This window comes from Deltaproteobacteria bacterium, assembly GCA_011773515.1.
GTDB lineage: Bacteria > Desulfobacterota > Deferrimicrobia > J040 > J040 > WVXK01.
Window position 1 is genome coordinate 47,509 of sequence record WVXK01000056.1, and the last position, 23,364, is coordinate 70,872.

21 protein-coding genes are annotated in these 23,364 nt (G+C 57.9%); 15 read left to right on the top strand and 6 right to left on the bottom strand.

Features of this window, described 5'->3' with window-relative positions; all coding sequences use genetic code 11:
* Positions 1 to 653 (bottom strand): aldehyde dehydrogenase family protein (locus GTN70_05720; GenBank protein ID NIO16482.1); only part of this gene is annotated, 653 nt, incomplete at its 3' end.
* 215 nt (positions 654 to 868) lie between these two features.
* Between GTN70_05720 and GTN70_05725 the strand changes: the two genes are divergently transcribed.
* Complete coding sequence (locus tag GTN70_05725) at positions 869 to 2,530, top strand: acetolactate synthase large subunit (GenBank protein ID NIO16483.1); 1,662 nt, start codon at positions 869 to 871, stop codon at positions 2,528 to 2,530.
* On the top strand, positions 2,527 to 3,222 hold the full coding sequence (locus GTN70_05730; protein ID NIO16484.1) for a DUF1122 domain-containing protein: 696 nt from the start codon (positions 2,527 to 2,529) through the stop codon (positions 3,220 to 3,222). Before GTN70_05725 ends, GTN70_05730 begins: the two co-directional genes overlap by 4 nt.
* Positions 3,223 to 3,284: 62 nt before the next feature.
* On the opposite strand, the gene GTN70_05735 is transcribed toward GTN70_05730, so the two are convergent.
* Entirely contained in the window at positions 3,285 to 3,824 is a 540-nt protein-coding gene (locus GTN70_05735; protein ID NIO16485.1) for an AAA family ATPase, read from the bottom strand.
* Positions 3,825 to 3,930: 106 nt separating this feature from the next.
* Between GTN70_05735 and GTN70_05740 the strand changes: the two genes are divergently transcribed.
* Positions 3,931 to 6,135: a DUF255 domain-containing protein gene (locus GTN70_05740; GenBank protein ID NIO16486.1), complete on the top strand. Its 2,205-nt coding sequence runs from the start codon at positions 3,931 to 3,933 to the stop codon at positions 6,133 to 6,135.
* An 8-nt stretch (positions 6,136 to 6,143) separates the two neighbouring features.
* Here GTN70_05740 and GTN70_05745 read toward each other — a convergent pair whose 3' ends face one another.
* Complete coding sequence (locus GTN70_05745; protein ID NIO16487.1) at positions 6,144 to 6,752, bottom strand: HAD-IA family hydrolase; 609 nt, start codon at positions 6,750 to 6,752, stop codon at positions 6,144 to 6,146.
* The gene (locus tag GTN70_05750; GenBank protein ID NIO16488.1) at positions 6,749 to 7,162 is read right to left on the bottom strand and encodes a hypothetical protein; all 414 of its coding nucleotides are present in this window, start codon (positions 7,160 to 7,162) and stop codon (positions 6,749 to 6,751) included. The genes GTN70_05745 and GTN70_05750 overlap by 4 nt, the downstream gene beginning before the upstream one ends.
* A gap of 282 nt (positions 7,163 to 7,444) precedes the next feature.
* On the opposite strand from GTN70_05750, the gene GTN70_05755 reads away from it, so the two are divergent.
* The 4 genes from GTN70_05755 to GTN70_05770 all read left to right on the top strand — a co-directional run bounded on the left by GTN70_05755 (position 7,445) and on the right by GTN70_05770 (position 13,652).
* A complete protein-coding gene (locus GTN70_05755; protein ID NIO16489.1) occupies positions 7,445 to 8,044 on the top strand; it encodes a TetR family transcriptional regulator in 600 nt (199 codons plus the stop codon).
* Positions 8,044 to 9,138, top strand: coding sequence for an efflux RND transporter periplasmic adaptor subunit (locus GTN70_05760; protein ID NIO16490.1), 1,095 nt, complete (start codon positions 8,044 to 8,046; stop codon positions 9,136 to 9,138). The genes GTN70_05755 and GTN70_05760 overlap by 1 nt, the downstream gene beginning before the upstream one ends.
* A 78-nt stretch (positions 9,139 to 9,216) precedes the next feature.
* A complete protein-coding gene (locus GTN70_05765; GenBank protein NIO16491.1) occupies positions 9,217 to 12,336 on the top strand; it encodes an MMPL family transporter in 3,120 nt (1,039 codons plus the stop codon).
* 20 nt (positions 12,337 to 12,356) lie between these two features.
* Positions 12,357 to 13,652 carry a TolC family protein gene (locus GTN70_05770; protein ID NIO16492.1) on the top strand — a complete coding sequence of 432 codons (1,296 nt, stop codon included), beginning with the start codon at positions 12,357 to 12,359 and terminating at the stop codon, positions 13,650 to 13,652.
* 102 nt (positions 13,653 to 13,754) lie between these two features.
* Here the strand turns inward: GTN70_05770 and GTN70_05775 are convergent, their stop codons facing one another.
* Complete coding sequence (locus GTN70_05775; GenBank protein NIO16493.1) at positions 13,755 to 14,654, bottom strand: hypothetical protein; 900 nt, start codon at positions 14,652 to 14,654, stop codon at positions 13,755 to 13,757.
* A gap of 235 nt (positions 14,655 to 14,889) precedes the next feature.
* Here GTN70_05775 and GTN70_05780 point away from each other — a divergent pair, with 235 nt between their 5' ends.
* The 7 genes from GTN70_05780 to GTN70_05810 all read left to right on the top strand — a co-directional run bounded on the left by GTN70_05780 (position 14,890) and on the right by GTN70_05810 (position 22,070).
* Positions 14,890 to 15,462, top strand: coding sequence for a sigma-70 family RNA polymerase sigma factor (locus GTN70_05780; protein ID NIO16494.1), 573 nt, complete (start codon positions 14,890 to 14,892; stop codon positions 15,460 to 15,462).
* Positions 15,463 to 15,475: 13 nt separating this feature from the next.
* On the top strand, positions 15,476 to 15,748 hold the full coding sequence (locus GTN70_05785; GenBank protein NIO16495.1) for a hypothetical protein: 273 nt from the start codon (positions 15,476 to 15,478) through the stop codon (positions 15,746 to 15,748).
* Between the two features lie 77 nt (positions 15,749 to 15,825).
* Positions 15,826 to 16,785 (top strand): radical SAM/Cys-rich domain protein, encoded by a 960-nt coding sequence (locus tag GTN70_05790; GenBank protein NIO16496.1) that lies wholly within the window; start codon positions 15,826 to 15,828, stop codon positions 16,783 to 16,785.
* 46 nt (positions 16,786 to 16,831) lie between these two features.
* Entirely contained in the window at positions 16,832 to 17,599 is a 768-nt protein-coding gene (locus GTN70_05795; protein ID NIO16497.1) for a DUF3047 domain-containing protein, read from the top strand.
* A gap of 106 nt (positions 17,600 to 17,705) precedes the next feature.
* Positions 17,706 to 19,802, top strand: a complete 2,097-nt coding sequence (locus GTN70_05800) for a S8 family serine peptidase (GenBank protein NIO16498.1) — start codon at positions 17,706 to 17,708, stop codon at positions 19,800 to 19,802.
* A gap of 158 nt (positions 19,803 to 19,960) precedes the next feature.
* Positions 19,961 to 21,265, top strand: a complete 1,305-nt coding sequence (thiC, locus tag GTN70_05805; GenBank protein ID NIO16499.1) for a phosphomethylpyrimidine synthase ThiC — start codon at positions 19,961 to 19,963, stop codon at positions 21,263 to 21,265.
* Between the two features lies 1 nt (position 21,266).
* Complete coding sequence (locus tag GTN70_05810) at positions 21,267 to 22,070, top strand: hypothetical protein (protein ID NIO16500.1); 804 nt, start codon at positions 21,267 to 21,269, stop codon at positions 22,068 to 22,070.
* On the opposite strand, the gene GTN70_05815 is transcribed toward GTN70_05810, so the two are convergent.
* Positions 22,033 to 22,560 carry a hypothetical protein gene (locus GTN70_05815; GenBank protein NIO16501.1) on the bottom strand — a complete coding sequence of 176 codons (528 nt, stop codon included), beginning with the start codon at positions 22,558 to 22,560 and terminating at the stop codon, positions 22,033 to 22,035. The two genes, GTN70_05810 and GTN70_05815, sit on opposite strands and share 38 nt — an antisense overlap.
* A 169-nt stretch (positions 22,561 to 22,729) precedes the next feature.
* Here GTN70_05815 and maf point away from each other — a divergent pair, with 169 nt between their 5' ends.
* On the top strand, positions 22,730 to 23,356 hold the full coding sequence (gene maf / locus GTN70_05820; GenBank protein NIO16502.1) for a septum formation protein Maf: 627 nt from the start codon (positions 22,730 to 22,732) through the stop codon (positions 23,354 to 23,356).
* The last annotated feature ends 8 nt before the right edge of the window (positions 23,357 to 23,364 follow it).

A 23,364-nucleotide genomic window follows, 5' to 3' on the forward strand; every position in this document is an offset into this window, starting at 1 on the left:
TGAATGAATATTCTCTTCGGTGCGGTGCAGGTCTGGCCCGAATAGGAAAACTTCGACGTCATGAGGTCGCCGAGGGCAAGGGAGAGGTCGGCATCGGAAAATACGATGAAGGGGTCCTGCCCCGGCCCCTCGAAGATGAATTTTTTCCCCCTCCTTTCGACCGCTTCCCGGTAAGGGAGCATGTTCTCGTCGTATCCGAAAACCGCGATGGAGGAGATATCGGGGTCTTTCAGGGAACCTTCGATGAAGGATCTGCCGCTCCCCCCGTAGAAGGTGATATCATCCCCGAAAATGGGCCGGTACATCGATTCCGTAAGACCCATGATATCTGAGCCCCTCGAGGAAAACTTCACGGTAACCCTGTTCCCGACCATGTACAGGGAGGTTATGGCCGTGTTCAGCCAGGCGCTGCCGTTGTACGACAGCATGAGGGCCACGCGCGACCCCGGCCCCGCAAGGGGGACCCTGCCCTCGAGAAATGCCCTCGCCCCGTCGTACATCCTCAGGCGTTCGACGGTGACATCGACCTCGTTCATGCAGTCGCTGGCGGTAAACCGGAGACTTCTGACTGCCATCGAAACGAGCGTATCACGGTTTTTCTCGAGAGCGCGGGAAAGCAACGAAACCCTCTCCAGCCTCTCATCGTAGGTCATGTCACAGCCTCCCTCTCGAGTACCGTGCCCGCCACGGCGGCAGGCAGGGCGTTCGGCGCATTTTCGCCGGCAACCGTAGGGTATCTCCTTTTCAAAAAAGGGTCAACATTCGCCACNNTAAAAAGGGCAAATGTGCCGATGTTGAAACAGATTCGGGAAAAAGTAATCAAAATAAGGAGATACACAAAAAGCGCACACTACTCACGGTATGGGGTATGCCTGATACATTGCACAGGGTAAAAGCATCCGACCTCTTCGTCGAGGCGCTGGAGAACGAAGGGGTGCGATACATCTTCGGCGTCCCGGGCGAAGAGAACCTGGATTTCATGGAGTCTTTGAGAAAATCCCGCATAGAGTTCATCGTCACGCGCCACGAGCAGGCAGCCGGCTTCATGGCGGCAACCTGGGGGAGGCTCACGGGTCAGACGGGGGTCTGCCTCTCCACGGTGGGTCCCGGGGCGACGAACTTCCTGACGGCGGCTGCCTTCGCGCAGCTCGCAGGGATCCCCATGCTCATGATAACGGGCCAGAAGCCCGTGAAGAAGAGCAAGCAGGGGGACTTTCAGATCGTTGACACCATCGAGATGATGAATCCCGTGACCAAGTTCAACAAGCAGATCATAAGCGGAAACGCTATCCCGGCCCTCGTGCGGGAAGCATTCCGGAGCGCGGAAGAGGAGAGGCCCGGCGCCGTCCACCTCGAGCTTCCCGAGGATATCTCAACCGAGTCGGCAGACGCGCGCCCCCTGGCCGTTCGGGCCGCAAGAAGGCCCGCAGCGGACGCCAAGGCCTCGGCCCAGGCCGTCGCCATGATCGAGGGGGCAGAGCATCCCCTCCTGCTGATCGGCGCAGGGGCGAACAGGAGGATGATATCGAACATGCTCATGGGGTTCGTGGAGAAGACAGGAATACCCTTTTTGAACACCCAGATGGGTAAGGGCGTCATCGATGAGACCCACCCTCTCTTTCTCGGAACGGCGGCCCTCTCCGACGACGACTTCATACACTGCGCCATCGACCGGGCGGATCTGATCATCAACGTGTGCCACGACATCGTCGAAAAACCGCCCTTCATCATGCACCAGAGCGGCACGGAGGTCATCCACGTCAACTTTTTCTCCGCACGGGTCAACGAGATCTACTTTCCCCAGCTCGAGGTGGTGGGTGACGTTGCAAACGCAATCTGGCAGCTGAAAGAGGCGATCGAGAAACAGGAACACTGGGATTTTTCCTACTTCCTGAGGATAAAGGGTCTGCTCGAGAGCCACATCGAGGAAAAAGCCTCCGACGAAGGGTTCCCTCCCCTGCCCCAGAGAATCGTGGCCGACGTGCGGGAGGTGATGCCCGACAACGGGATCGTGGTCCTGGACAACGGGATGTACAAAATCTGGTTTGCCAGGAACTACAAGGCCAGCCAGCCGAACACGCTCATCCTGGACAACGCGCTGGCCTCGATGGGGGGCGGGCTGCCCGCTGCAATGGCCACACGCCTGGTCCACCCCGGCCGGAAGATCCTGGCAATCGTCGGGGACGGGGGGTTCATGATGAACTCCCAGGAGCTGGAAACCGCGGTGAGGATGAAGCTGAACCTCGTCATTCTCCTCTTAAACGACAACGGTTACGGAATGATCCACTGGAAGCAGCGGGGGATGGGCTTCGAGGATTTCGGACTCTTTTTCGGGAACCCCGATTTCGTCAAATACGCCGAAAGTTACGGCGCACGGGGACACCGCATCGAAAAAACCGCCGAATTGGGTCCCCTCCTTTCCCGGTGCCTGAACGAGGAGGGAATCCACCTCATCGAATCCCCCATCGATTACGGGGAAAACGACCGGGTCTTCAACAGAGAGCTGAAAGAGATGGTCTGTCCGCTATGAAAAACGACGGGGATCTGAAAAAAAGGCTGGAGGCGTTTCGCCTGAAGGGTTACTCCCTTCACGTCGGCGAGGGGAAACAGCTCAGGCTCAGCGGCTGGAGGGGGATAAAGCTCTACCTCGGGGACGCCGCGGGAAACCTCTCCGACAGGCCTGTCATAGAAGGGATTTTCAGCTGGGGGAACAGGGGTAAAATTCAACCGTGGATGGATCTGATTTACACGGAGGCGGTGAGCCTGACGGGAAAGGGGGACGGAGAGGGTGCCACCCTGAGGCTCGACGACGCGGCCATCGACGGGGAACTCTTCCGGCACCTCGGCGGCCTCATACCGCGGGGGGGACACCTCATGGTTTCATACGAGGGCACAGACCCCGTCCACAGGGATACCCTGAGGGGGCTCTATGCGCAGGTCCCGCCTGCCGCGACGCCCCTCGGCTTTCTCCTCTTCAACGCCGGCTTCGAATACATCAAGGACTGGTACCTCGCCGAAGGGGGAAACGAGGGACCCCGGAAGCTCTGGGCGGAAAAAGCGCCCGACGACGGGTGGAAAATGCATTTTCTCAAAAAAACCGAGGATGCACTCGTTTTGTTCCTGAAAAGAGGCCTCGAGACCGAGCACCGGGACCTTAACAGCGCGGGAAGGGAGCGGGCAGAGAAAATCCTCCGGGCCATGCGGGGACCGAAGGGATCCTGAGGAACCGGCACGACTCCACTGCGGAAATCCCCTCGACTAACGAACACCCGGAGAGAACCCGCCTAAGGGGGACCGAGGGCGGCACGCACCGCCGAAAGGACGAGGGGAAAAACTGTATCCCTGTTGCGCTTGCTCACCGAAAAGAGGCTCACATCGTCCCTCTCCTTCAGGTCGGCGATAAGCCCCGCCCCCCGCATGGCAACGGTGGCGACGACGACCTTGCTCCCGTCCTCGAGGATCCCGAGGACCTGTTTCGTAAAGATGCGGGAAAAGCACTCCATTTTGCCGACCTCATCTATGATAAGAAGCGGGGATACCTGCTCGGGCAGGGAGAGCTTTTCGAGAAACCCATCGAACCCTTTCACGTCTACCCGGTACTTTCCGACCCTGAAGGGGCTAATGATATCCACGTGGGCGAGAGTCCCCCTGCTCCCGTCGAGACCGAGCAGGGAAAAACCCTTCCGCACGCCCCCTTCCCGTATCTCGCCGGTGATGAAACCGGCCGGCGCGAGGCCTTCCAGTTCACGCCAGACCTTCAGGGCAATCGTGGTCTTCCCGACACCCGGAGGGCCCGTGATGAGAATATTTTTCTTTTTCTCCATTGCCTCCCGTTGCGTCCGGGGAACCGAATCCCTCCCCGGCCCATCTAATAGTGTACAACCGTTGCGAAAAATATCTGCTCCGAAATAAAAAAAGGGGGGACGCACAATGAGCGGAAACAGGGATGGGAAGCCCAATAATCTCATCAACGAAAAAAGCCCCTACCTTCTGAAGCACGCCTACAACCCCGTGGAGTGGCACCCCTGGGGGGAGGAGGCGATCAGGAAGGCCGCGAGGGAAAACAAGCCGATCCTCCTATCGATCGGGTATTCCACCTGTCACTGGTGCAACGTGATGGAGAAGGAATCCTTTTCCGACCCCGGCGTCGCCGAGGTGATGAACAGGCACCTGGTCTGCATCAAGCTCGACAGGGAGGAGAGGCCGGACATCGACAAAATCTACATAACCGTCGTAACCGCCCTGACGGGGTCGGCGGGATGGCCCCTGAACGTCTTCCTCACGCCCGAGCTCAAACCCTTTTTCGGGGGGACCTATTTCCCCCCGGAGCAACGGTTGAACTCTCCCGGCTGGGTCGACCTCATCGAGGAAATCGGGAAGGCGTGGAACGACCCCGAAAGGCGCAGGCAGATAGACTCCTCCTCCGATGAGATCGTCTCCTCCGTCCGGGGATTTTTGTCGGGCTCGAAAGAGGCGGGTGAGTTCCAGGAGAAATGGATTCACGACGGCTTCGAGTCCATCAACGCATCCTTCGACCCGCGCCACGGCGGCTTCAGCGGAGCCCCGAAATTTCCCGTTCCGGTGGTTCATCAGTTCCTCCTGAGATACCGCGTCCACGCGATGACCACCCCCGGGTCCGGGGAAAAGGGGAATGCCGCCCTGGATATGTCCCTCTTCTCACTCAGGAAGATGGCCGAAGGAGGAATCTTCGACCACCTCGGCGGGGGGTTTCACCGGTACTCGACGGACGAGCGGTGGCACCTGCCCCACTTCGAGAAGATGCTCTATGACAACGCCCAGCTCGCAAAAACCTATTTGGAAGCATACCAGCTCAGCGGGGATGACTTCTTCGCGAATGTAGCGGAAAAGACCCTCGCTTACCTGCTGGGGGAGCTTCACCACGACGGAGGCGGATTTTACTCGGCCGAGGACGCAGACAGCCTCCCCCCTTTTCTCGCTGACCGCTTTCCCCATGACGATATCGGGCACCTGAAGGAGGGGGCATTTTACGTCTGGGAAAAAAAGGAGATCCTCCAGGCGCTGGGGAAGGAAAGGGGGGAGATTTTCTGCTCCCGGTACGGGGTGGAAGAGGAGGGGAACGTCCGTTACGACCCCATGGGCGAGTTTCCAGGGAAAAATGTCCTCTATGCCGCACGAACGGACAGGGAGCTGGCGGGGGAACACGGCGTGCCACAAGATAAGATAGCCGATATCATCCGGGACGGGGAGGAGAAGCTCCTCGCGGCACGGTCAGGGCGACCGCGGCCCCTCCTCGACGACAAGATCATCACCTCGTGGAACGGACTGGCCATATCGGCCCTTTCCGCCGCCCACCAGGCCCTGGATGAAAAAAAATACCTGGATGCGGCCGTGAAGGCGGCGGCCTTCATCAGGAAAAACCTCTACGACGAAGAAACCGGGCAACTCTACAGGCGATGGCGCGACGGAAGCAGGGAGGTTCCGGGTATGGCCGACGACTACACGTTCCTGACCCAGGGACTGATCGACCTCTACGAGGCGTCCCTCGACGGGGAGTACCTTCGCTGGGCAGTCAGGCTCGCCCGGGAGGCGATCTCTCGATTTTCGGACGGAAAAATGGGGGGCTATTTCATGACGGAAGAGGGGCACGACCCGTACCTTATCATCAGGGTCAAAGAGGACTACGACAGCGTCGAGCCGTCACCGGGCTCCGTGGCGGCGATGAACCTTATCCGACTCTCTCGGTATACGGAGGACGGGCAGCTCGTCGAAGAAGCCCGGAAAACGCTCAGGTACTTCAGCTCCATGGCGAGGAAGGCACCGGGATCCGTGCCCTACCTGCTCTCATCAGCCATCAGCCACTTCTCTCCCCCCCTTCACGTCGTCGTCGTCGGCTCCCCCGACGAGGAGCTCACGGGACGCCTGCTCGCCCCGGTTCGACCCCGCTTTCTTCCCGCAAAAACGGTGATTCTCCTGGACGACGCGAAAACAGGTAACGTCGTAAATGACCTTCCCTTCACGGAGCAGATGGTGAGAAAGGAGGGCAAGCCCACCGCTTACATTTGCGTGGGCTATACCTGCAGGCAGCCGTCATCGGACCCGGATGAGGTCTCCTCCATCCTCGACGGGATCCACGGGGGAAACAGCCCGCAGTAACACGACCGTCAACCGGAAACCGTTACGCCGATCTCTCTTAGCGATTCGATGAGCGATTCTCGTGTCGTGAAGTGAATCCCCTTCATGCCGATATCCGCGGCAGCAAGGGCATACTCTCTCACGTCGTCCACGTAGACGCACCGCTCAGGAGGAAGGTTGAGCTGACCGAGGGCGTCACGGTAGATCCCGGCGCCCGGCTTCATCTCCCCCACCCGGTAGGAGAGCGTGACAGATTCGAAGAGGCCGAACACGTTCGCCCTGCGTATGGTGTGTTCGAAATGCCACTCGTTGGTATTGGAAAGGAGTCCCAGGCGGTACCGGCCATTCAGGGAGCGTATCAGCTCAGACATGCCGGGGATGGGGGTAAACATGCTGTTGAACGCCTCGATGAAGGCATGCCGTGGAATCGACACCCCGCACTGATTACAGGTCAACAGAAAAAACTCATCGGACGTTATCGCCCCCGTCTCGTACCGGCGCGGAATGTCGGAGCCGTACAGGCGGGTGAAGAGCTCCTCTAAGGAAATATCCGTGTGGGGGGCCAGCTTCGCAAGAAACAGCTCTCTGTCGAAGCGGTAAATGACGTTGCCGAAATCGAAAACAATCGCCTCGATCATGGTGTTTTCCCGTCAACCCAGTCTCTGATCATCCTGGCGCCCTCTTCAACAGGGCCGTTGTAAACGTAGAGCCAGGCGAAGATGCCGTCTTTCACCTCGACCTTTTCTCTGCGGTAGAGGCGCAAAGCGTAAGGTACCTCACCACCGGCACCCTCGATCTCGTCGACGCGGCGAAGGAGCTCTCCTTCGGGATCCTGCAAAACCAGGAGCTCCCCCACCAGCGAATCGCCCTCTTTACCTTCCACCAGGAGGGGGTAGCCCCTCCCGTCGTCAAACATGGCGTACCCTCTCAGGACACACGCTTCCCGATAGACGACACTCTTTTGAATGACAGGGTGATACCGCTGACCGGTCCTGAGTGTCCCGTAGACGAAGAGGACCGTGTGACCGTCATCAAAGAAGTGTTCCAGTTTAGCTCACCCCCTCCTTACAAGCCCCGCGCAAACCGGTCGTTTTCCCCTGTTATTTTCCCACAAAAAACAGGGTCGTCATCTTATAATCTCGTAAAAACCTGGATAAGACGTTGTCCCTTGCAGCCAGCTTCCTCCCGGCGGAAAGGGGCAGGACAATCCCTCCCACGCACCTGCCTTCCCACAGGGAACGGGGGGTGTATCATAGTAATTGACAGGGACATGCAATTATAGTAAGTAAATACTTACATTATGATGCCACTGGATACAAAAGAGAAGCTTTTGAGGGCAACCCTGAGCCTCATCTCGGAAAAAGGCTACCTCGGGGCCACGACGAGAGAGATATCGACGAGAGCGGGTGTAACGGAGCTCACCCTGTTCCGGCACTTCGGTTCAAAGGAAAAGCTCTTCGAAGAGGTTTTGAAGCGGTACACCTTCCTGCCAAAATTGAAGGAGCTGGGGCCCGATCTCGAAACGATGCCGTACCCCGAGGCGCTCAATACGATCGGCCTGCAGTTTCTCGAGACACTGCGGGAGAGAAAGTCGCTGGTGAAGATCATCCTCTCGGAGCTCAACCTCTACCCCGAGAAGGTACGGGACGTTCACACCGGCTTCGTTGATGAGATGGTCCGTATCCTCGGGGAGTACATGAAGAAGCTGCAGGATTCGGAAACGATCAGGAGCTTCCCCCCGGAAGATGGCGCGCGGCTGTTTTTACGGAGCATCTTTTCCTACTTCCTCAGCGAAGAGATACTGCGCGGGAAAAACCTGCAGAAAAAGGAGATGGAAAGAAGCATAGCCCTCTTCGTCGATATCTTCATGCACGGGACCCTCAAGAAAAACCGGAAAGCAAGAACGAGGAAGTCAGCAGGAGGAAAATGATGTCAAGGAAACGCAAAATCTCTCTTTTCGCCGTCACCGGTGCTCTCGCAGCGGCCGCCATGCTCTCGAAAGCCGGGCTCACCGAATCCAGGGCAGAGAAGGAGAAGAAGGGAATGCCGCCTGCACTGGTGGTTGTCTCGCAGGTAAAAACCGGGATGCTCTCTCCCTACGCCGAATTTACCGGCAGCGTCTATTTCAGCCAGGTGTCAGACCTCTCCAGCGAGGTGAGCGGGAGCGTAAACGATGTCCTGTTCGAAGAGGGGCAGGTGGTAAAGCAGGGCCAGACCCTCTTGAAAATGGACTCGGAAATTCTCGAAAAGAGGATGGAGGTGGTGGTCGCCAACTACGAAGAGGCGCGGACAGAGCTCGAAAAGGCGCAGATAGACCTCAAAAGGATAGAGAATCTCTACCGGGAGGAATCGGTAGCGGAGCAGACCTACGACGACTACCGGTTCAAGGTCTTGACGTTTGAAAGAAAGACGGCCTCCCTCGAAAACGAGGTGGAACAGCTGAAGATCGAGCTGGAGAAAAAAACGATCCGGTCTCCCTTCGACGGGGTGGTCATAAAGAAATTCGCCGACAGGGGGGAGTGGCTCGATCCCGGGGTAAAGGTTGCAACGATTGCGAAGAGAAATAGCTATGACATCGTCGTCGACGTTCCTTCCAGCATTATCAGCCTCGTGGAGGAGAAAATGGAGGTCGAGGTCTCTGCGGGGGGAAGGCAATTCACAGGCCGGGTTTTCGCCATCATCCCGATGGGGGATATATCGACGAGGACATTTCCCGTAAAGATCAGAATCAAAACGGACTATCCCCTCCTCGAGGGTATGGAGGCGAAAGCAAGTCTTCCCGAGGGGGAGAAGGTTGAGTCCCTCATCGTGCCCCGCGATGCCATCGTCACCGTTTTCGGGACCACCGCCGTCTTCACCGTAGCCGAGTCAAAAGCGCAGATGATCCCGGTAACGGTGCTCGGATACAGGGGGCTCGAGGCCGGCGTGAATGGGGAGGGGCTGCGTGAGGGCATGCCGGTGGTGGTGAAAGGAAACGAAAGGTTACGGGACGGGCAGGACGTCGCCATCGACCAGGCCCGGTGAGATAGATCGGAAGGGTAACGGGTGGATGCTGCAAAAGAGCCGGCCTTACCGGCGTAAACTGAAGGGTCGGGGAGACAAGTGGATCTCATAAGTTTTTCCATACGGAAACCGGTAACGATCATCGTGGGGGTTATCTTCGTGCTGCTCTTCGGCTGGATAGGGCTCTCCAGCATGCCCTACCAGCTGACCCCGACGGTCACGGAGCCGGAAATTACGGTCACCACGGTCTGGACGGGAGCCACCCCCTACGAAATAGAGCGGGACATCGTGGAGGAGCAGGAGGACGTCCTCAAGGGGATTCCCGGACTCATCGAGATGGAAAGCTCCTCGATCAACAACCAGGGAACGGTTACCCTGCGTTTTCAGATCGGGACGGACGTTGACGATGCACTCCTCCGGGTATCGAACAAGCTGAACGAAGTCCCATCCTATCCCGAAAACGTGGAGAAGCCGATTATCAACGCCACCGGCGCCGCCACGTCTCCCGTCATATGGATGATCCTCAAAACGAAGGAAAACAATGACCGGCCGATCAGCACATACAGGACTTTTTTCGAAAACGAGGTACGGCAGCATCTGGAAAGGGTCGAGGGTGTGGCCGACCTCTTCATCGGGGGCGGCACGGAAACGGAGATGCACATAACCATCCGTCCCGAGAGGCTCTCCTCTTATGGTCTTACGGTAACGGACCTGATCGACGTCCTCCGTAGCGAGAACGTGAACGTCTCTGCCGGCATCATGGGGGTCGGGAGGCGTGACTTCCGGATACGGACGGTGGGAGAGTTCAAAACGGTCGAGGAGATCGGAAGGATCATCGTCAAATCCACCGGCCAGAACAGGATCCTCCTGTCGGACGTGGCATCGGTTTCGATCGGCTACGAGAAGCGCACCGTTGCGATGATCCACAACAGCAGGGAAGGCATCGCCGTGGGGGTAAAACCGGAACCGGGAACGAATGTCCTTGCGATGACCGACCGGGCAAACGAGGTGGTAACCTGGCTCAACGAGAAGAAGCTGTCCCCCGAGGGGGTCTACTTAGACTGGGTCTACGATCAGAGGCCATACATAAGGGGCGCAATCAACCTGGTGAAACAGAACATTCTCATCGGCGGCGTCCTCGCCATAACCGTGCTCCTTCTTTTTCTGAGGAGTGTCTCCTCCACGGTCGTGGTGGCAACGGCCATCCCCATCAGCATCTTCGGCGCCTTCATATTCATGAGCGCCTTCGGCAGAAACCTGAACGTCATCAGCCTCGCGGGAATCTCCTTCGCCGTGGGCATGCTCGTTGACAACGCCATCGTGGTCCTCGAGAACATCGACCGCCACAGGAAAATGGGAAAGAAGGCATTCGATGCGGCCTATGACGGCTCCCGGGAGGTTTGGGGGGCAATTCTGGCGTCGACCCTCACCACGGTGGCGGTGTTTTTGCCCGTCGTCTTCATCAAGGAGGAGGCAGGCCAGCTCTTCCGGGACATCGCCATAGCGGTGAGCTGCGCCGTGACACTGAGCCTGATCGTGTCGGTCTCCGTTATCCCCATGGTGTCGAAACAGCTCTTTACCCTGACGGAAGGAAAGGTGGTCGTCAGGGGAAAGAGGGTGGTCGACCTGGGGAACCGCCTCGTCGACTGGATAATGGGGCTCGTGCGGCTCTCCCTGAAAAGCACCTTTACCCGTGCCGCGACGGTTCTGGGCCTCACCGCCTTCTCCATCATTACCGCCATCCTCCTCTTCCCCAAGATGGAATATCTCCCCCAGGGCAACAGGAACCTGGTCATCAGCATCCTCGTCCCCCCGCCCGGCCTCTCTTACGAGGAGAGGCAGGACATTGGAAACTACATCCACGGCTCCATCGAGCCTCACATCGGTCACGACACCGACGGCTTCCCTTCCATAAAAAACCTCTTCTACGTCGGCACGGAGTCCATCATGCTCTTCGGGGCCACGAGCGAGCACATACAGAGGGCGGGAGAGCTCGTTCCCCTCTTTTCCGGCGTTATCACAAAAATTCCCGGGATGTTCGGGGTGAGCAACCAGGCCGGTATCTTCCAGACGAGGCTCGGGAGGGCAAGGACCATAGACGTGGACATCAGCTCGGCCGACATCAAACGCGTCGTCCAGGTCGCCGGGGCCATGTTCGGGTCGATCAAGCAGCAGATCCCCCAGGCCCAGATCCGGCCGATCCCCTCCCTCGAGCTCTCGTACCCGGAGGTGCAGCTGGTGCCGGCCAGGGACCGCCTGAAGGCATCGGGCATGAGCGCCCAAGAGCTCGGCGTGGCCCTCGATGTCATGATGGACGGCAGAAAAGTGGGGGAGTTCAAGAAGGAAGGAGAGAAAAAGATAGACCTCGTCCTGAGAGGGCTGGAAAAGGATATCTCGACCCCCGAGGACCTCTACCGCGCTCTCATGGTGACCCCGGGAGGAAAGGTGGTTCCCGTGAGCTCCCTTGCGAGCCTGAATCGAACTGCCGGGATGACCGAGGTCAGGCACCTGGAGAGGGACAGGACCGTTACCCTCCAGGTGACGCCGCCCCCAGCCCTCCCCCTGCAGGAGGGCATGGAGATCATCAATGAAAAAGTCATCGATCCCCTGCAGGCCCGGGGGATGCTCGAAGACGTGGAAGTGGGAATGAGCGGGGCAGCCGACAAGCTGACTGAAACCAGGAGAGCCCTCCAGTTCAACTTCATCCTCGCTGCCGTCATCACCTATCTCCTCATGTCCTCGCTCTTTGCCAACTTCATATACCCCCTGGTGATCATGTTCACCGTTCCCCTGGCCGCCGCGGGCGGGTTCATCGGATTGACGCTCATAAACCTTTTCCTTCACTCCCATCCCCTGGACATTCTCACCATGCTGGGCTTCGTCATTCTCATCGGGATCGTGGTGAACAACGCCATCCTGATCGTCCACCAGGCATTGAACAACATCCGGCTGCACGGCATGGACCACTACGACGCCATCACGGAATCGGTGAAGACGAGGCTCAGGCCGATTTACATGAGCGCCACAACGAGCATCTTCGGCATGCTGCCCCTCGTGGTAGCACCGGGCCCCGGATCGGAGCTTTACGGGGGTCTGGGAAGCGTGATCCTGGGCGGCCTCGCCCTTTCAACGGTATTCACCGTCTTTGTGATTCCGAGCCTGCTCACGTTCTTCATCGGGATGGAGCAAAGGAGGAAAGAGAGCGGGCCACGGGAGTAACGACACTTTAGGAGCACGAGATGAAAAAAACCATCGCCTACCTCTTCATACTCCTCACCTGGACCACGCAGGCACTGTCGCTGACAATCGAGGAAGCCGTCAACATCACGATCGAAAACAGCAACAGAATAAAGCAGTTCGGTTTCCTGAGCGACTCCCAGGGTGAGCAGGTAAAGTCCCAGAGATCGGAATTCTACCCCGCCTTCGACGTCGAGTACGCCTTTGTCCGGCAGGAGGAGGAGGTGTTCTTCACGTCGAAGAATACCTCCATTTTCACTGTGCAGGCATCGTACAACCTCTTCAAGGGATTCATCGACAAATACAATCTCGATAAGGAGAAATACCGTTTCGAGGCGAACCTCTATCAGGAGAAAGCCGTGACCTCGGACGTGATCTTCCAGGCAAAGAGGGCCTTCATAGATGTTCTGAAGACCAGCAGCAACCTGGAAGTGGCGCGGGAGGCGGTGGAGCTTCTGGAACGGCAAAAGAGGGACTCGGAGCTGCGCTTCCGCGAGGGGCTGATCGCAAAAAACGACCTTTTGAGCGTCGAGGTCGACCTTGCATCGGCCCGCTTCACCCAGCTCCAGGTGGAGAGTAACCTGAAAACCGCCCGGGAGACCCTCATGAGAATAATGGGGAGGCCGCTTGATCCCGATGAAATCCTGGAGAAGCCCGACGCACCGGCGGAGCTGGTCCTCGACAGGGGGGCCCTCAGAGAGGAGATGTTCGAGAAAAGAAGCGAATTGAAGTTCTTGCGGGCGCTTATTCTGGCCGACACATCCGAGGTGGCCGCGATCGAAGGGGAGTACTGGCCTTCCGTCGACTTCCTGCTCACCTACCGCAGGCTCGGGGATTCCATTGCCCCCGATGGAAGGGGAGGGCTCTTTGTCATCGACACGGAGCTGAGCGGGTTGATCTTGGCGTCGTGGAACCTCTTCGAGGGCTACCGGACCGCTCACGACAGGGCTGCGAAAAAGAAAGAAATGCTGGCGCGCGAGGAAGAGCTCAAGGATCTGGAAAAGGAGGTCGACCTGCAGCTCGAAAAAGCCCTGGAGAGGTACCGCATATCGAACGGACAGATCGAGGTGACGGAAAACGCCATCGAACAGGCCGAGGAAAACCTGCGCATCACCAACAACCAGTACAAGGAGAAGGTCGTAACCATCACCGACCTTCTCGACGCGCGGGTGAGGCTCACCCGGGCCCAGTTCGAGTTCAACACGGCATTTTTCAACCTCCTTCTCTCGCTTGCCGAGATCGAGCGGGTGGTGGAGTTGGAAACGTCTTTCCTATTGAGTCAGAAGGGCGCCGAATGAGGGGCGCTTTCGTGTCAAGGCGGCAGAAATCTCCATCCCCTCACCCCCATATTGCAGACAGGCTCCCTCGCCACGCTGGCAACCCCCCGGCCCCTCGGGTTTTTATCTACCCAGGAGCCTGACCCTTGCGATAAATGATCTCTCTACCTCGCTGTGCCTGCCCCGAAAGTCGTTGACGCTGAAGGTGAGGACAAAGCTCTCTCCGGCATCGATTCCCAGGGGGCCCGCTGTCCTGAATATTCCGGCCATGGAAAACTCCGAAAGGTACAGCCGTCCCGAAATGGGCTCACCCTCCTTCCCCTCTACCCGAAAGGAGGTGACATCCAACGGTCTGTCGAAGATGACCCTCAACTCGCGGGGGCTCTCGCCCTCTGAATCGGCCACGAGAAATGCATCGAGGATACGCGGCGGCCCGGGATCCCGCACGGTCAATCGGCCGGGCCAGGGTGAAAGAAGGTCATCTTCGGCTACAAGGCCCCCTCCCGCATCCATTAGCACACGGGAAACCTCCGGGTTCACCTGAGAATATGCCTCGAGAAAAGAGCGGGCAAGGAGGGAAAGGTTTTGCATCGAAACGCCTCCCGGAAGCCGAACCTTCATGGAAACCCTGTCCCCCTTTATGGATATATTCTCGAGTTTTCCTCCGCCGGGATGGAAGGGGCGGAGGTATTCGGACATCGCCATCAGCGGAAGGCCCGAGAGTATTTTACCCGCAATGAGGGCACCACTTTTATCCGGGGCGGTGATAAAAAAGGGAACGGGTACCAGGGACGCACCATCAGCGGAGAGATAGAAAAGCACGATACCCCGGCATCCATTAACCGGCACGTCGGGGAGCCTGCCATAATAGGTGGTGTAATATTCCGACGCATCTCCCTGCTTCCCCGATCCATCGCGGGCCAGGACCCGGTGGACTCCCATTCCGTGCCTGAGGTAGACGTACCCACCAACAAAGAGGGCTATCGCGAGGAGAATAAGTGTGCTCTGAACGTATTTTCTCATGGTTTTCGATCCCCTTTATTCTACATATTGTAAATTATATGCATTCTCCCCTCAACTTCTTTTCCGAGACCCTGGCGGAACAAGCAAGGCCTCTCCCATATAGATTCATTCCCACTCCCTGCGCTTCCCGCCGCGGGACAAATGGGGGGGCTCCATTGACATGGAACGCATGACTTTGTACATTTGAAAGTACACCGAAATAACGCAGAAGGAAAGCAGAAGAGAAGGGTATATCATGGAAGAGAAAGAGAAGATCGACCCCGAAACGTGGGTCGATGAACATGGCGATTACCTCTACCGGTTCGCCCTCTCCCGCCTCCTCGACCCGGTTCTTGCAGAGGAGCTCGTCCAGGAGACCTTTGTTGGAGCGCTCAAGTCACGGGAGAGCTTCAGGGGACAGGCATCGGTCAAGACCTGGCTCGTTGGCATTTTAAAGCACAAAATTGTCGACCACTTCAGGAAAGCGGGACGCGAAAGGCCTTACGAATCGGTGGAAAATCTTCAGGACAGGCAAGCCGACCTCTTCGACGAATCGGGGGAGTGGAAGAAAGGCCCCAGCAGGTGGCAGCTTGATCCGGAAAAGATACAGGAAAACAAAGAGTTCTGGGAAACGTTCAGAAAATGCCTGCTCGGGCTCCCCCCGAAGCAGATCGACCTCTTCACCCTCCGGGAACTCGACGGAAAAAAGAGTGACGAAATATGTATGCTCCTGGACATTACACCGACTAATCTATGGGTAATGCTCTACCGGGCACGCATGAGCATGAGAACGTGCCTCGAGGAGAACTGGTTCGGGGTAAAATCGTAAGCATGGTGAAGGAATGATCAACTGTAAGGACGTAACCCGGCTCCTATCGGAGTCCATGGAAAGAGAGCTCACCCTTTGGCAGAGAGTTTCTTTGCGACTCCACCTGGCGATGTGCGTCTTCTGCAGGAGTTTCAAAGAGCAGCTCTTGCATCTGCGGGAGCTGATGGGCCGCTACATGAGCGCCGTCGAAGGCGACCTCGTCCTTGACGATCGTGTCACCCTGCCTCCCCTGGCCCGGGAAAATGTGAAAAAATTGTTAACATCGCGTGAGGACGAGGACCACTAAAATGGCGTAGTCTGGGCTTGCGTCCCCGAACGTGTGAGGAGTGCAGAGAAGAGAGAACCGGCTCAGGAGAGCGACAGATGGAGCCAAACGCATTCGAAAAGAGAATTGCGGCGGTCACCGGCGGCGGCCTGACCAGCAAAAACATAACTATTATCCAGGTCAACCTGGGCCTCTTATGCAATCAGGAGTGCAGCCATTGCCACCTCCATTCATCCCCGGTCAGAAGAGAGGTGATGAGCTGGAGCACCATGAGACTGGTGATCGATGCCGTGAAAAAGACCTCGCCCTCCCTCGTGGACATTACGGGGGGCGCCCCCGAATTGAACCCGCACTTCGAGCGTTTCGTCGACGAACTCGATTCGATGAAAACAGGGGTTCAGGTCAGGACCAACCTTACCGTCATGTTCGAAGAGGGGAAAAAAGACCTGCCCGATTTTTTCCGGGCAAACGGCATCCACCTCGTCGCTTCCCTCCCCTGCTATCTCGAGGAGAACGTGGACACGCAGCGGGGCCGGGGAAGCTATGGCAAAAGCATCGAGGCTTTATTGCGGCTCAACGACATCGGATACGGCATCGATCCGGATCTTCCGCTGAACCTGGTCTATAACCCCGGGGGACCCTTCCTGCCGCCTCCCCAGGAAACCCTCGAGGAGGATTACCGGAAGGAACTCGGCGAGCGGTACGGGATAAAGTTCACCAGCCTGCTCACCATCACGAACATGCCAATCGGCCGTTATCTTACGAGCCTCAAGCGCGAGAACAGGCTGGAATCCTACATGAAACTCCTGAAGAAGGCCTTCAACCCCGATACCCTCGAGGGTCTCATGTGCAGGCAGCTGATAAGCATTGCATGGGACGGCCGGATCTACGATTGCGACTTCAACCTCGCTATTGGCCTCAGCGTCGACCATGGAGCCCCGGACCACATAACCAGGTTCGAGACTCCGGCACTGAAAGAGCGGAGGATCGTAACGGGCGAGCACTGTTTCGGTTGTACTGCGGGATCCGGCTCCTCCTGCCAGGGAGCCCTTCTCTGAACGGCCCCGGATCCGCCACAGCAGCAACGAGACCAGGAGCAACGTGATGATGCTTCCCCCCTCGGCCCCCCCGGAATCGCTTTCCCTCAGAACAGCCAAACAGCCCCAACCCCCTCACGACATGGGGTCGAACCAGCTAAGGCGGCGGGTTCTCACGGCCCTGGCCGCCCTTTTCCTGACCCTTGCCTTCTCCCTGTCACTCTCGGGATCGGAAACGCGGGCAACGGGGTTCAGGGATGACTTCAACGATCTTGCAAACTGGAAACCCTATCATTTCGCAAACATCGAAAAACACTCGACCTACACGACAGGGACCGACGGAGAGACAACCTTTCTCAGGCTGGAGAGCGACGGCTCTGCGTCGGCGATCATGTGGAAAGATACGTTCAACGTCTACGAGTACCCATTTGCCAGGTGGCGCTGGAAAATAGAAAAGGTCTACGAAAAGGGGGATGCACGGTCGAAGGGAGGAGACGATTACCCCGTGCGGGTGTACCTGATATTCAAAAAGAGGGTTCTGTTCGGTCTCGTCTCGCTCCCCACGAGCCTCAACTACGTCTGGGCCAACCGATCTTACGATGAAAAGATCATCCCGAACGCCTACACCGAAAGGTCGATGATGGTGCTCCTCCAGGAGGGGGGTCAGAAGGCGGGTCAGTGGATAACGGAGGAGGTGAACATAGTCCAGGACTACCTCCGGGCATTCGGGAAAAACCCGCCAGAAACGGCAACGATAGCCATCATGAACGATTCGGACAACACGAAAGAATCCTCCGTCTCCTATATCGATTTCATCGAGATCCTGGATAAATAGCCGGGCGAAGGACCGGGGCAGCCGTTAAAAACAGTAAGCTTTATCGACACGGGCTGCCCAATTTCTGCTATCTTGTAAAGATATCCTGGATACAGGGATTGCACCATTGCGCAAAAAAGGCCGACAGCAAAATCACGCAATTGCAGCGTTACCTCATGGCCGGAGATGGGCTCCCCTCTTCTTTCTCCTGGCCTTTTCCACCCTCTTTGCATCTTACGCTTCCCCGGGGGTGGCCGGGGAAGTTGACGGGGGATCTTTTGCACAGCGTGACAAGAGCATGAAGTTTGTCCCCGGCGAGGTGGTCGTCACATTCAAAGAGGATACCCCCCCTCACATGAGGGCCCAAGCCCACCGGCGCGCCCCCTCAAGAGCGGTGAAAAGGACCCGGTCGCCCCGGATGGAGCTGGTGAAGCTCAAGAAAGATACGAGCGTCGAGGCGGCGGTGGCCGCATACCGCTCCATGCCCGAGGTTTATTCCGCACAGCCGAACTACGTCTATTACCCCTGTGAGACCACGCCGACTGACAGGGAATTCGAGCATCTCTGGGGGCTCGACAACAGGGGGCAGAGGGTCAATTTCGTCGACGGCACTCCCGATGCCGACATCGACGCACCCGAGGCATGGGATATCGAGACGGGGAAAAGCGACGTGGTCATAGCCGTCATCGACACGGGAATCGATTACGGGCACCCCGACCTGGCAGACAACATGTGGGTAAACGCCGGCGAGATACCGGGAAACGGGATCGATGACGACGGAAACGGTTTCATAGACGACGTCCTGGGATGGGACTTCTTCGACGACGACCCCGATCCGATGGACCCGGACGGTCACGGGACCCACGTGGCGGGAATCGCGGGCGCAGAGGGAAACAACGGGAAAGCGGTCTCGGGGGTAGGATGGAGGCTCAGGCTGATGGCGCTGAAAGTGGGGGGCTCAGCAGGCTTTTTCAGGACAATCGATCTCACGCCCGCCATAGACTACGCAACGGAGATGGGTGCAAAGGTAATCAACGCAAGCTGGGGCGGAGACAATTTCGACCCCCGTTCCGACTCCATTTTGCGGGAGGCCATAGCGAGGGCGGGTAACGGGGGGGTTCTCTTTGTCGCGGCGGCGGGTAACGGGGCGAGAAACACCGACCTTTCCCCTTTTTACCCCGCTTCCTTCGATCTGCCGAATATCATATCGGTAACAGCGACCGATCAAAACGACGAGCTCGCCCTCTTCTCCAACTTCGGTGCACGGTCGGTCGACGTGGGGGCGCCGGGGACAAACATCCTGAGCACCTACGTGAAGAGGATGAATATCTGGGTCGACGATTTCGATGACGGGGAGATTTCCGACTGGACCACGGGGGGCAACAACAATTCCTGGGGCACCACCCGGGACCTATCCCGTTCCCCCCCCTTCTCGCTGGGCGACAGCCCGGGGGGTAACTACGAAAACGACACGGCGGCATGGGCGAAAAGGGATATAGATCTCTCCGGCCTCTCCGGGGCCGTTCTCTCGGGGACGGTGCGGGGCTCCTCAGAGGAATCTCTGGATCAGCTCTTCCTGCAAACTTCAAGAAACAACCAGGACTGGTTCTTCAAAAAAATTGAGGTCTTTTCCGACTCCGAATCATTCCTGGAGGATTCCATTACCGGCGCGATGGACGAGGCCTGGAGGTTTTTCAGGATCGACATCGGCTCGATCGATGGCTCTGCCGGTTATTTCCGCTTTTTCTTTCAAACCAACGGCGCAAATACGGACGAGGGCTGGTACCTCGACGACCTGAGGGTAACGGCAAACGCAGAAAGCACCGAAAACGACCTGCGGTACCTGCAGGGCACATCCATGGCAGCCCCCCTCGTATCGGGGCTGGCAGGCCTCCTGCTGTCGTCGAATCCCGATTTGACGCCGGCACAGGTCGTATCCCTCATAATCGCAGGGGTCGACAGAAAAGAGGGCCTGAGCGGAAAAGTCGCATCGGGGGGAAGGGTCAACGCTTTCAATTCGCTGACCTCTCCCGTTCCCGAAACACCCATACCTTCCGTTCCCCAAACACTTACAACGGACTGGAACGGGGGGTGCCGTATCGTGACGACCGGCGGGGGGGCGCCGGGAGAGGAAACCGGATGGCTCCTCCCAGTCCTCACCGTTTTCGCCTGCTTTTTGCTGCGCAGGAGAAAGGATCAGGCCCGCCACGAAGAGAATCCTTGAGATATTGCCCCAAAGTGTGGGAGATTGGGAGGCAATTTAGTGCTAAACTATTGAATAGGCGAGGCTGCCGTCAGTCCTTTCGTCTGCTTCAACCATCGTGCGCGCGCAACCGGGTTTGACATGGAAGGTGGCAATGAAAAAGCCATCGGGGGAGAGACATGACGTTAATGAGAAGGGCCAGGGATGGCGAAATAACGGCCGAGATCAAAGAAGCGGCCATTTCAGAGGGTGTTAGCCCCGAAAAATTGAGAGAGCTCATCGCAGCGGGGCAGGCGGTGGTTCCAAAAAACGCCAAGCACAGAAACATCCGGGCCGTCCCGGTAGGGGCAGGCCTTTCGGTCAAGGTTAACGCGAACATCGGCACCTCAAGGGACAGGGCGGACATCGACGAGGAGCTGGAAAAACTGGATGTCGCCATCCAGGCAGGGGCCGACGCAATCATGGACCTCTCGACAGGAGGGCCGATAGACGACATACGGAGGATGATCGTAGAAAGGTCCACCGTGCCCGTCGGGACGGTTCCGATCTACCAGGCCGCATCGGAAGCATTCAGGCTTGAGAAGTCATTCGTGGAGCTCACCGTCGATGAGATCCTGGCGGGCATACAAAAGCATGCCGAAGACGGGGTCGACTTCATGACCGTCCACTGCGGCGTAACCAGGGAAGCGCTCGAAAAAATCAAGCAGAAGGGAAGGCTCCTGGACATCGTCTCGAGGGGCGGCGCCCTGATGGCTGAGTGGATGGAGTTCAACGGCAAGGAAAACCCCCTCTTCGAGCACTTCGACATGCTCCTGGACGTCGCGGAGGAATACGACGTCACCCTCAGCCTGGGAGACGGCCTGAGGCCCGGGTGCATATCGGACGCAACGGACCTGGCTCAGGTCCAGGAACTCATCACCCTCGGGGAGCTCACCCTCCGCGCCTGGGACCGGAACGTCCAGGTGATAATCGAAGGCCCCGGCCACGTTCCCGTCGACCAGATCGAGGCCAACGTGAGACTCCAGAAAAGTCTCTGCCACGGCGCCCCGTTCTACGTCCTCGGTCCGCTCCCGACGGATATCGCTCCCGGCTATGACCACATAACCGCCGCGATCGGGGGCACCATAGCCGCGATGGCCGGCGCGGACTTTCTCTGCTACGTCACTCCTTCGGAACACCTGAGGCTCCCCACCATCGCCGATGTGAAGGAGGGGGTCATCGCGGCGAGGATCGCCGCCCACATCGCCGACGTGGGGAGGAACCTGCCGGGGGCAAGAGAATGGGACGACAAGATGGCCAGGGCAAGGAAAAACCTGGAGTGGCGGGAACAGATAATGCTCTCCATCGACCCGGACAAGGCCGATGAGCTCCGGGGGTCATCCCTGCCAAAAGACGAGAAAGTCTGCACCATGTGCGCTGACCTCTGCGCGATAAAAAGAAGCCAGAAAGCCCTGCACGGGGAGGCGAAAGAACAGGACAAGTAGTGTGGGCAAAAGAGGCGGAAATCCTGTATACAGGTTTCTGAGGCAGCGCGGACTCTCCGTTTGCCAGGCCGAACCGTTCGAAAAAACCATCCACATGCACCTCGGCCAGGAATCCCTCAGGGAGGAGTTCAACAGGCACTTTACCTCCTACGCCTTCAGGATTTTTTTGCGGGACCTGATCTCGATAAGAGACGCCATCCGCCCCGACAGCTTCGGCCCGTTCATCGAAAGGGAGCAGGTGGAAAAATATCTCCTCCTTTCGGAAAAACTGACCCTTCTCACAAAGAGCCGCGGCGGGGGGTACTCCTTCGCGCTGAAGGACATATCGGACATCGGGGACACCTTCGAATACTTCGTCGCCAGGTTGCTGGAAGACATGGACTACGACACGCTGTGGGGCGTCAAGTTCGAAGGGATCGCCTCGGGGGGGGATTTCGACGTCATCGGCCTCGCAGCGGGAAAGCTCTTTTACATCGAGACGAAGACATCACCCCCGAAGCACGTCGAAGGGGGCGAAATTTCGAACTTCCTGGAAAGGGTTATCTCCCTTCAACCCGACTTCGCGATCCTCATGAACGACACCCACCTGCGGATGAAGGACAAGCTCGTCCCCATGATCGAGGAGGAGGTGGAGAAAAGATCGGGCACCCGGAGCCGGATGGAGCGCCTGGACCGGGAAATTTTCTCGCTGCACGGAAGGATCTTCGTGACCAACACGAAAAGAGATATCGGGATAAACCTGAGGACCTGCTTTAAGGATTTTTTCCTCAGGGACTGGCAAAAGGGGGGTCGTTTTTTTCCATGACCTTCCCGGGCTCGGCCTCCTTGCGGCCCTTTATGTCGTCGGGGATGACCCGGTAAATAGCCCTCCCGGCCCGCAGGAAGTAGCTGGCCGCGGGAGACGATTTCACGACCTTCTCCCCTTCCGGATATACGAGCAGCATGCCCGCGATGATCAACGCGCATATGGCAAAGCCCTTCAGCAGGCCCAGAAGAAACCCGCACACCCTGTTGAAAAGAGAGAGCTTCATCGTCTTCATCAACTTTTCAACGAGCAGGCCCAGAAGCCGTGCGCATATGAAACCGGCTATGAAGATGAGCAGAAAGGCGCTGAACCCGCCCACATACTTCTGCAACCCCAGATATACCGCGAGCTTGCCGTAGTAGGCCCGCGCCGCGAAGAACCCTGCAACCAGGCCGAGTATGGAGAAGAGCTGGCTCACCAGGCCGCGAATAAGTCCTAAAAAGGCGAAAAAGACGAGAATCCCTATCAGGATGTAGTCGAGTACCGACATTTTCCTCCCCCTGCAGGCATCAAGATTATAATCCCTCAGGATATTATCTGCAACGCTCTTGGAGCACCGAAAACCCCGTTGAACCTGTCCCCGGCCGGCGCGCTCGAGGGGGTGGCGGCTTAATTTTCATATTGTATAACCCGTTAAATTGGGTCATATTATTTAAGGTATGGACGATAAATATCACGTTATTCTCGCATCGAACTCTCCCCGAAGAAAAAACCTCCTGAGCCTGCTCGGGTTTCCCTTCCAGGTACTGCCGGGGGGTGCCGAGGACGGAAGCGGCGGGGACAAATCCCCCCGCGAGCTCGTCGAGCACAACTCCTGCGTGAAGGCGCGTGCCGTTGCGGACAGCTACCCCGAAAAATGGGTCCTGGGTGCCGACACGGTCGTGGTGCACAGGGACAGGGTGCTCGGAAAACCGGGAGACGATACGGAAGCACTGGAGATGCTCCTTCAACTCTCCGGAGAAACCCACACCGTCTACACGGGAGTCAGCCTGGTGAACGGCAAAACGGGGTACAGAAGAACACGGCACGATGCCACGCAGGTCACCTTCCGTGATTTTTCCCGCGAAGAGGCGAGCGCCTACATAAGCACCGGGGAACCCGGGGACAAGGCAGGCGCCTACGGGGCTCAGGGCGCGGGAAGCGCCCTGATCGAGAGGATCGAGGGCTCCCACACCAACGTCGTCGGCCTGCCCCTCTCCCTCACCGTCAGCATGCTCAAGGAGGCAGGCGTAATCGAGGCTTCTTCTAACCGGGGCACCATGTACCGGTTGAAAAACATTCTCTGAAGGGGGAA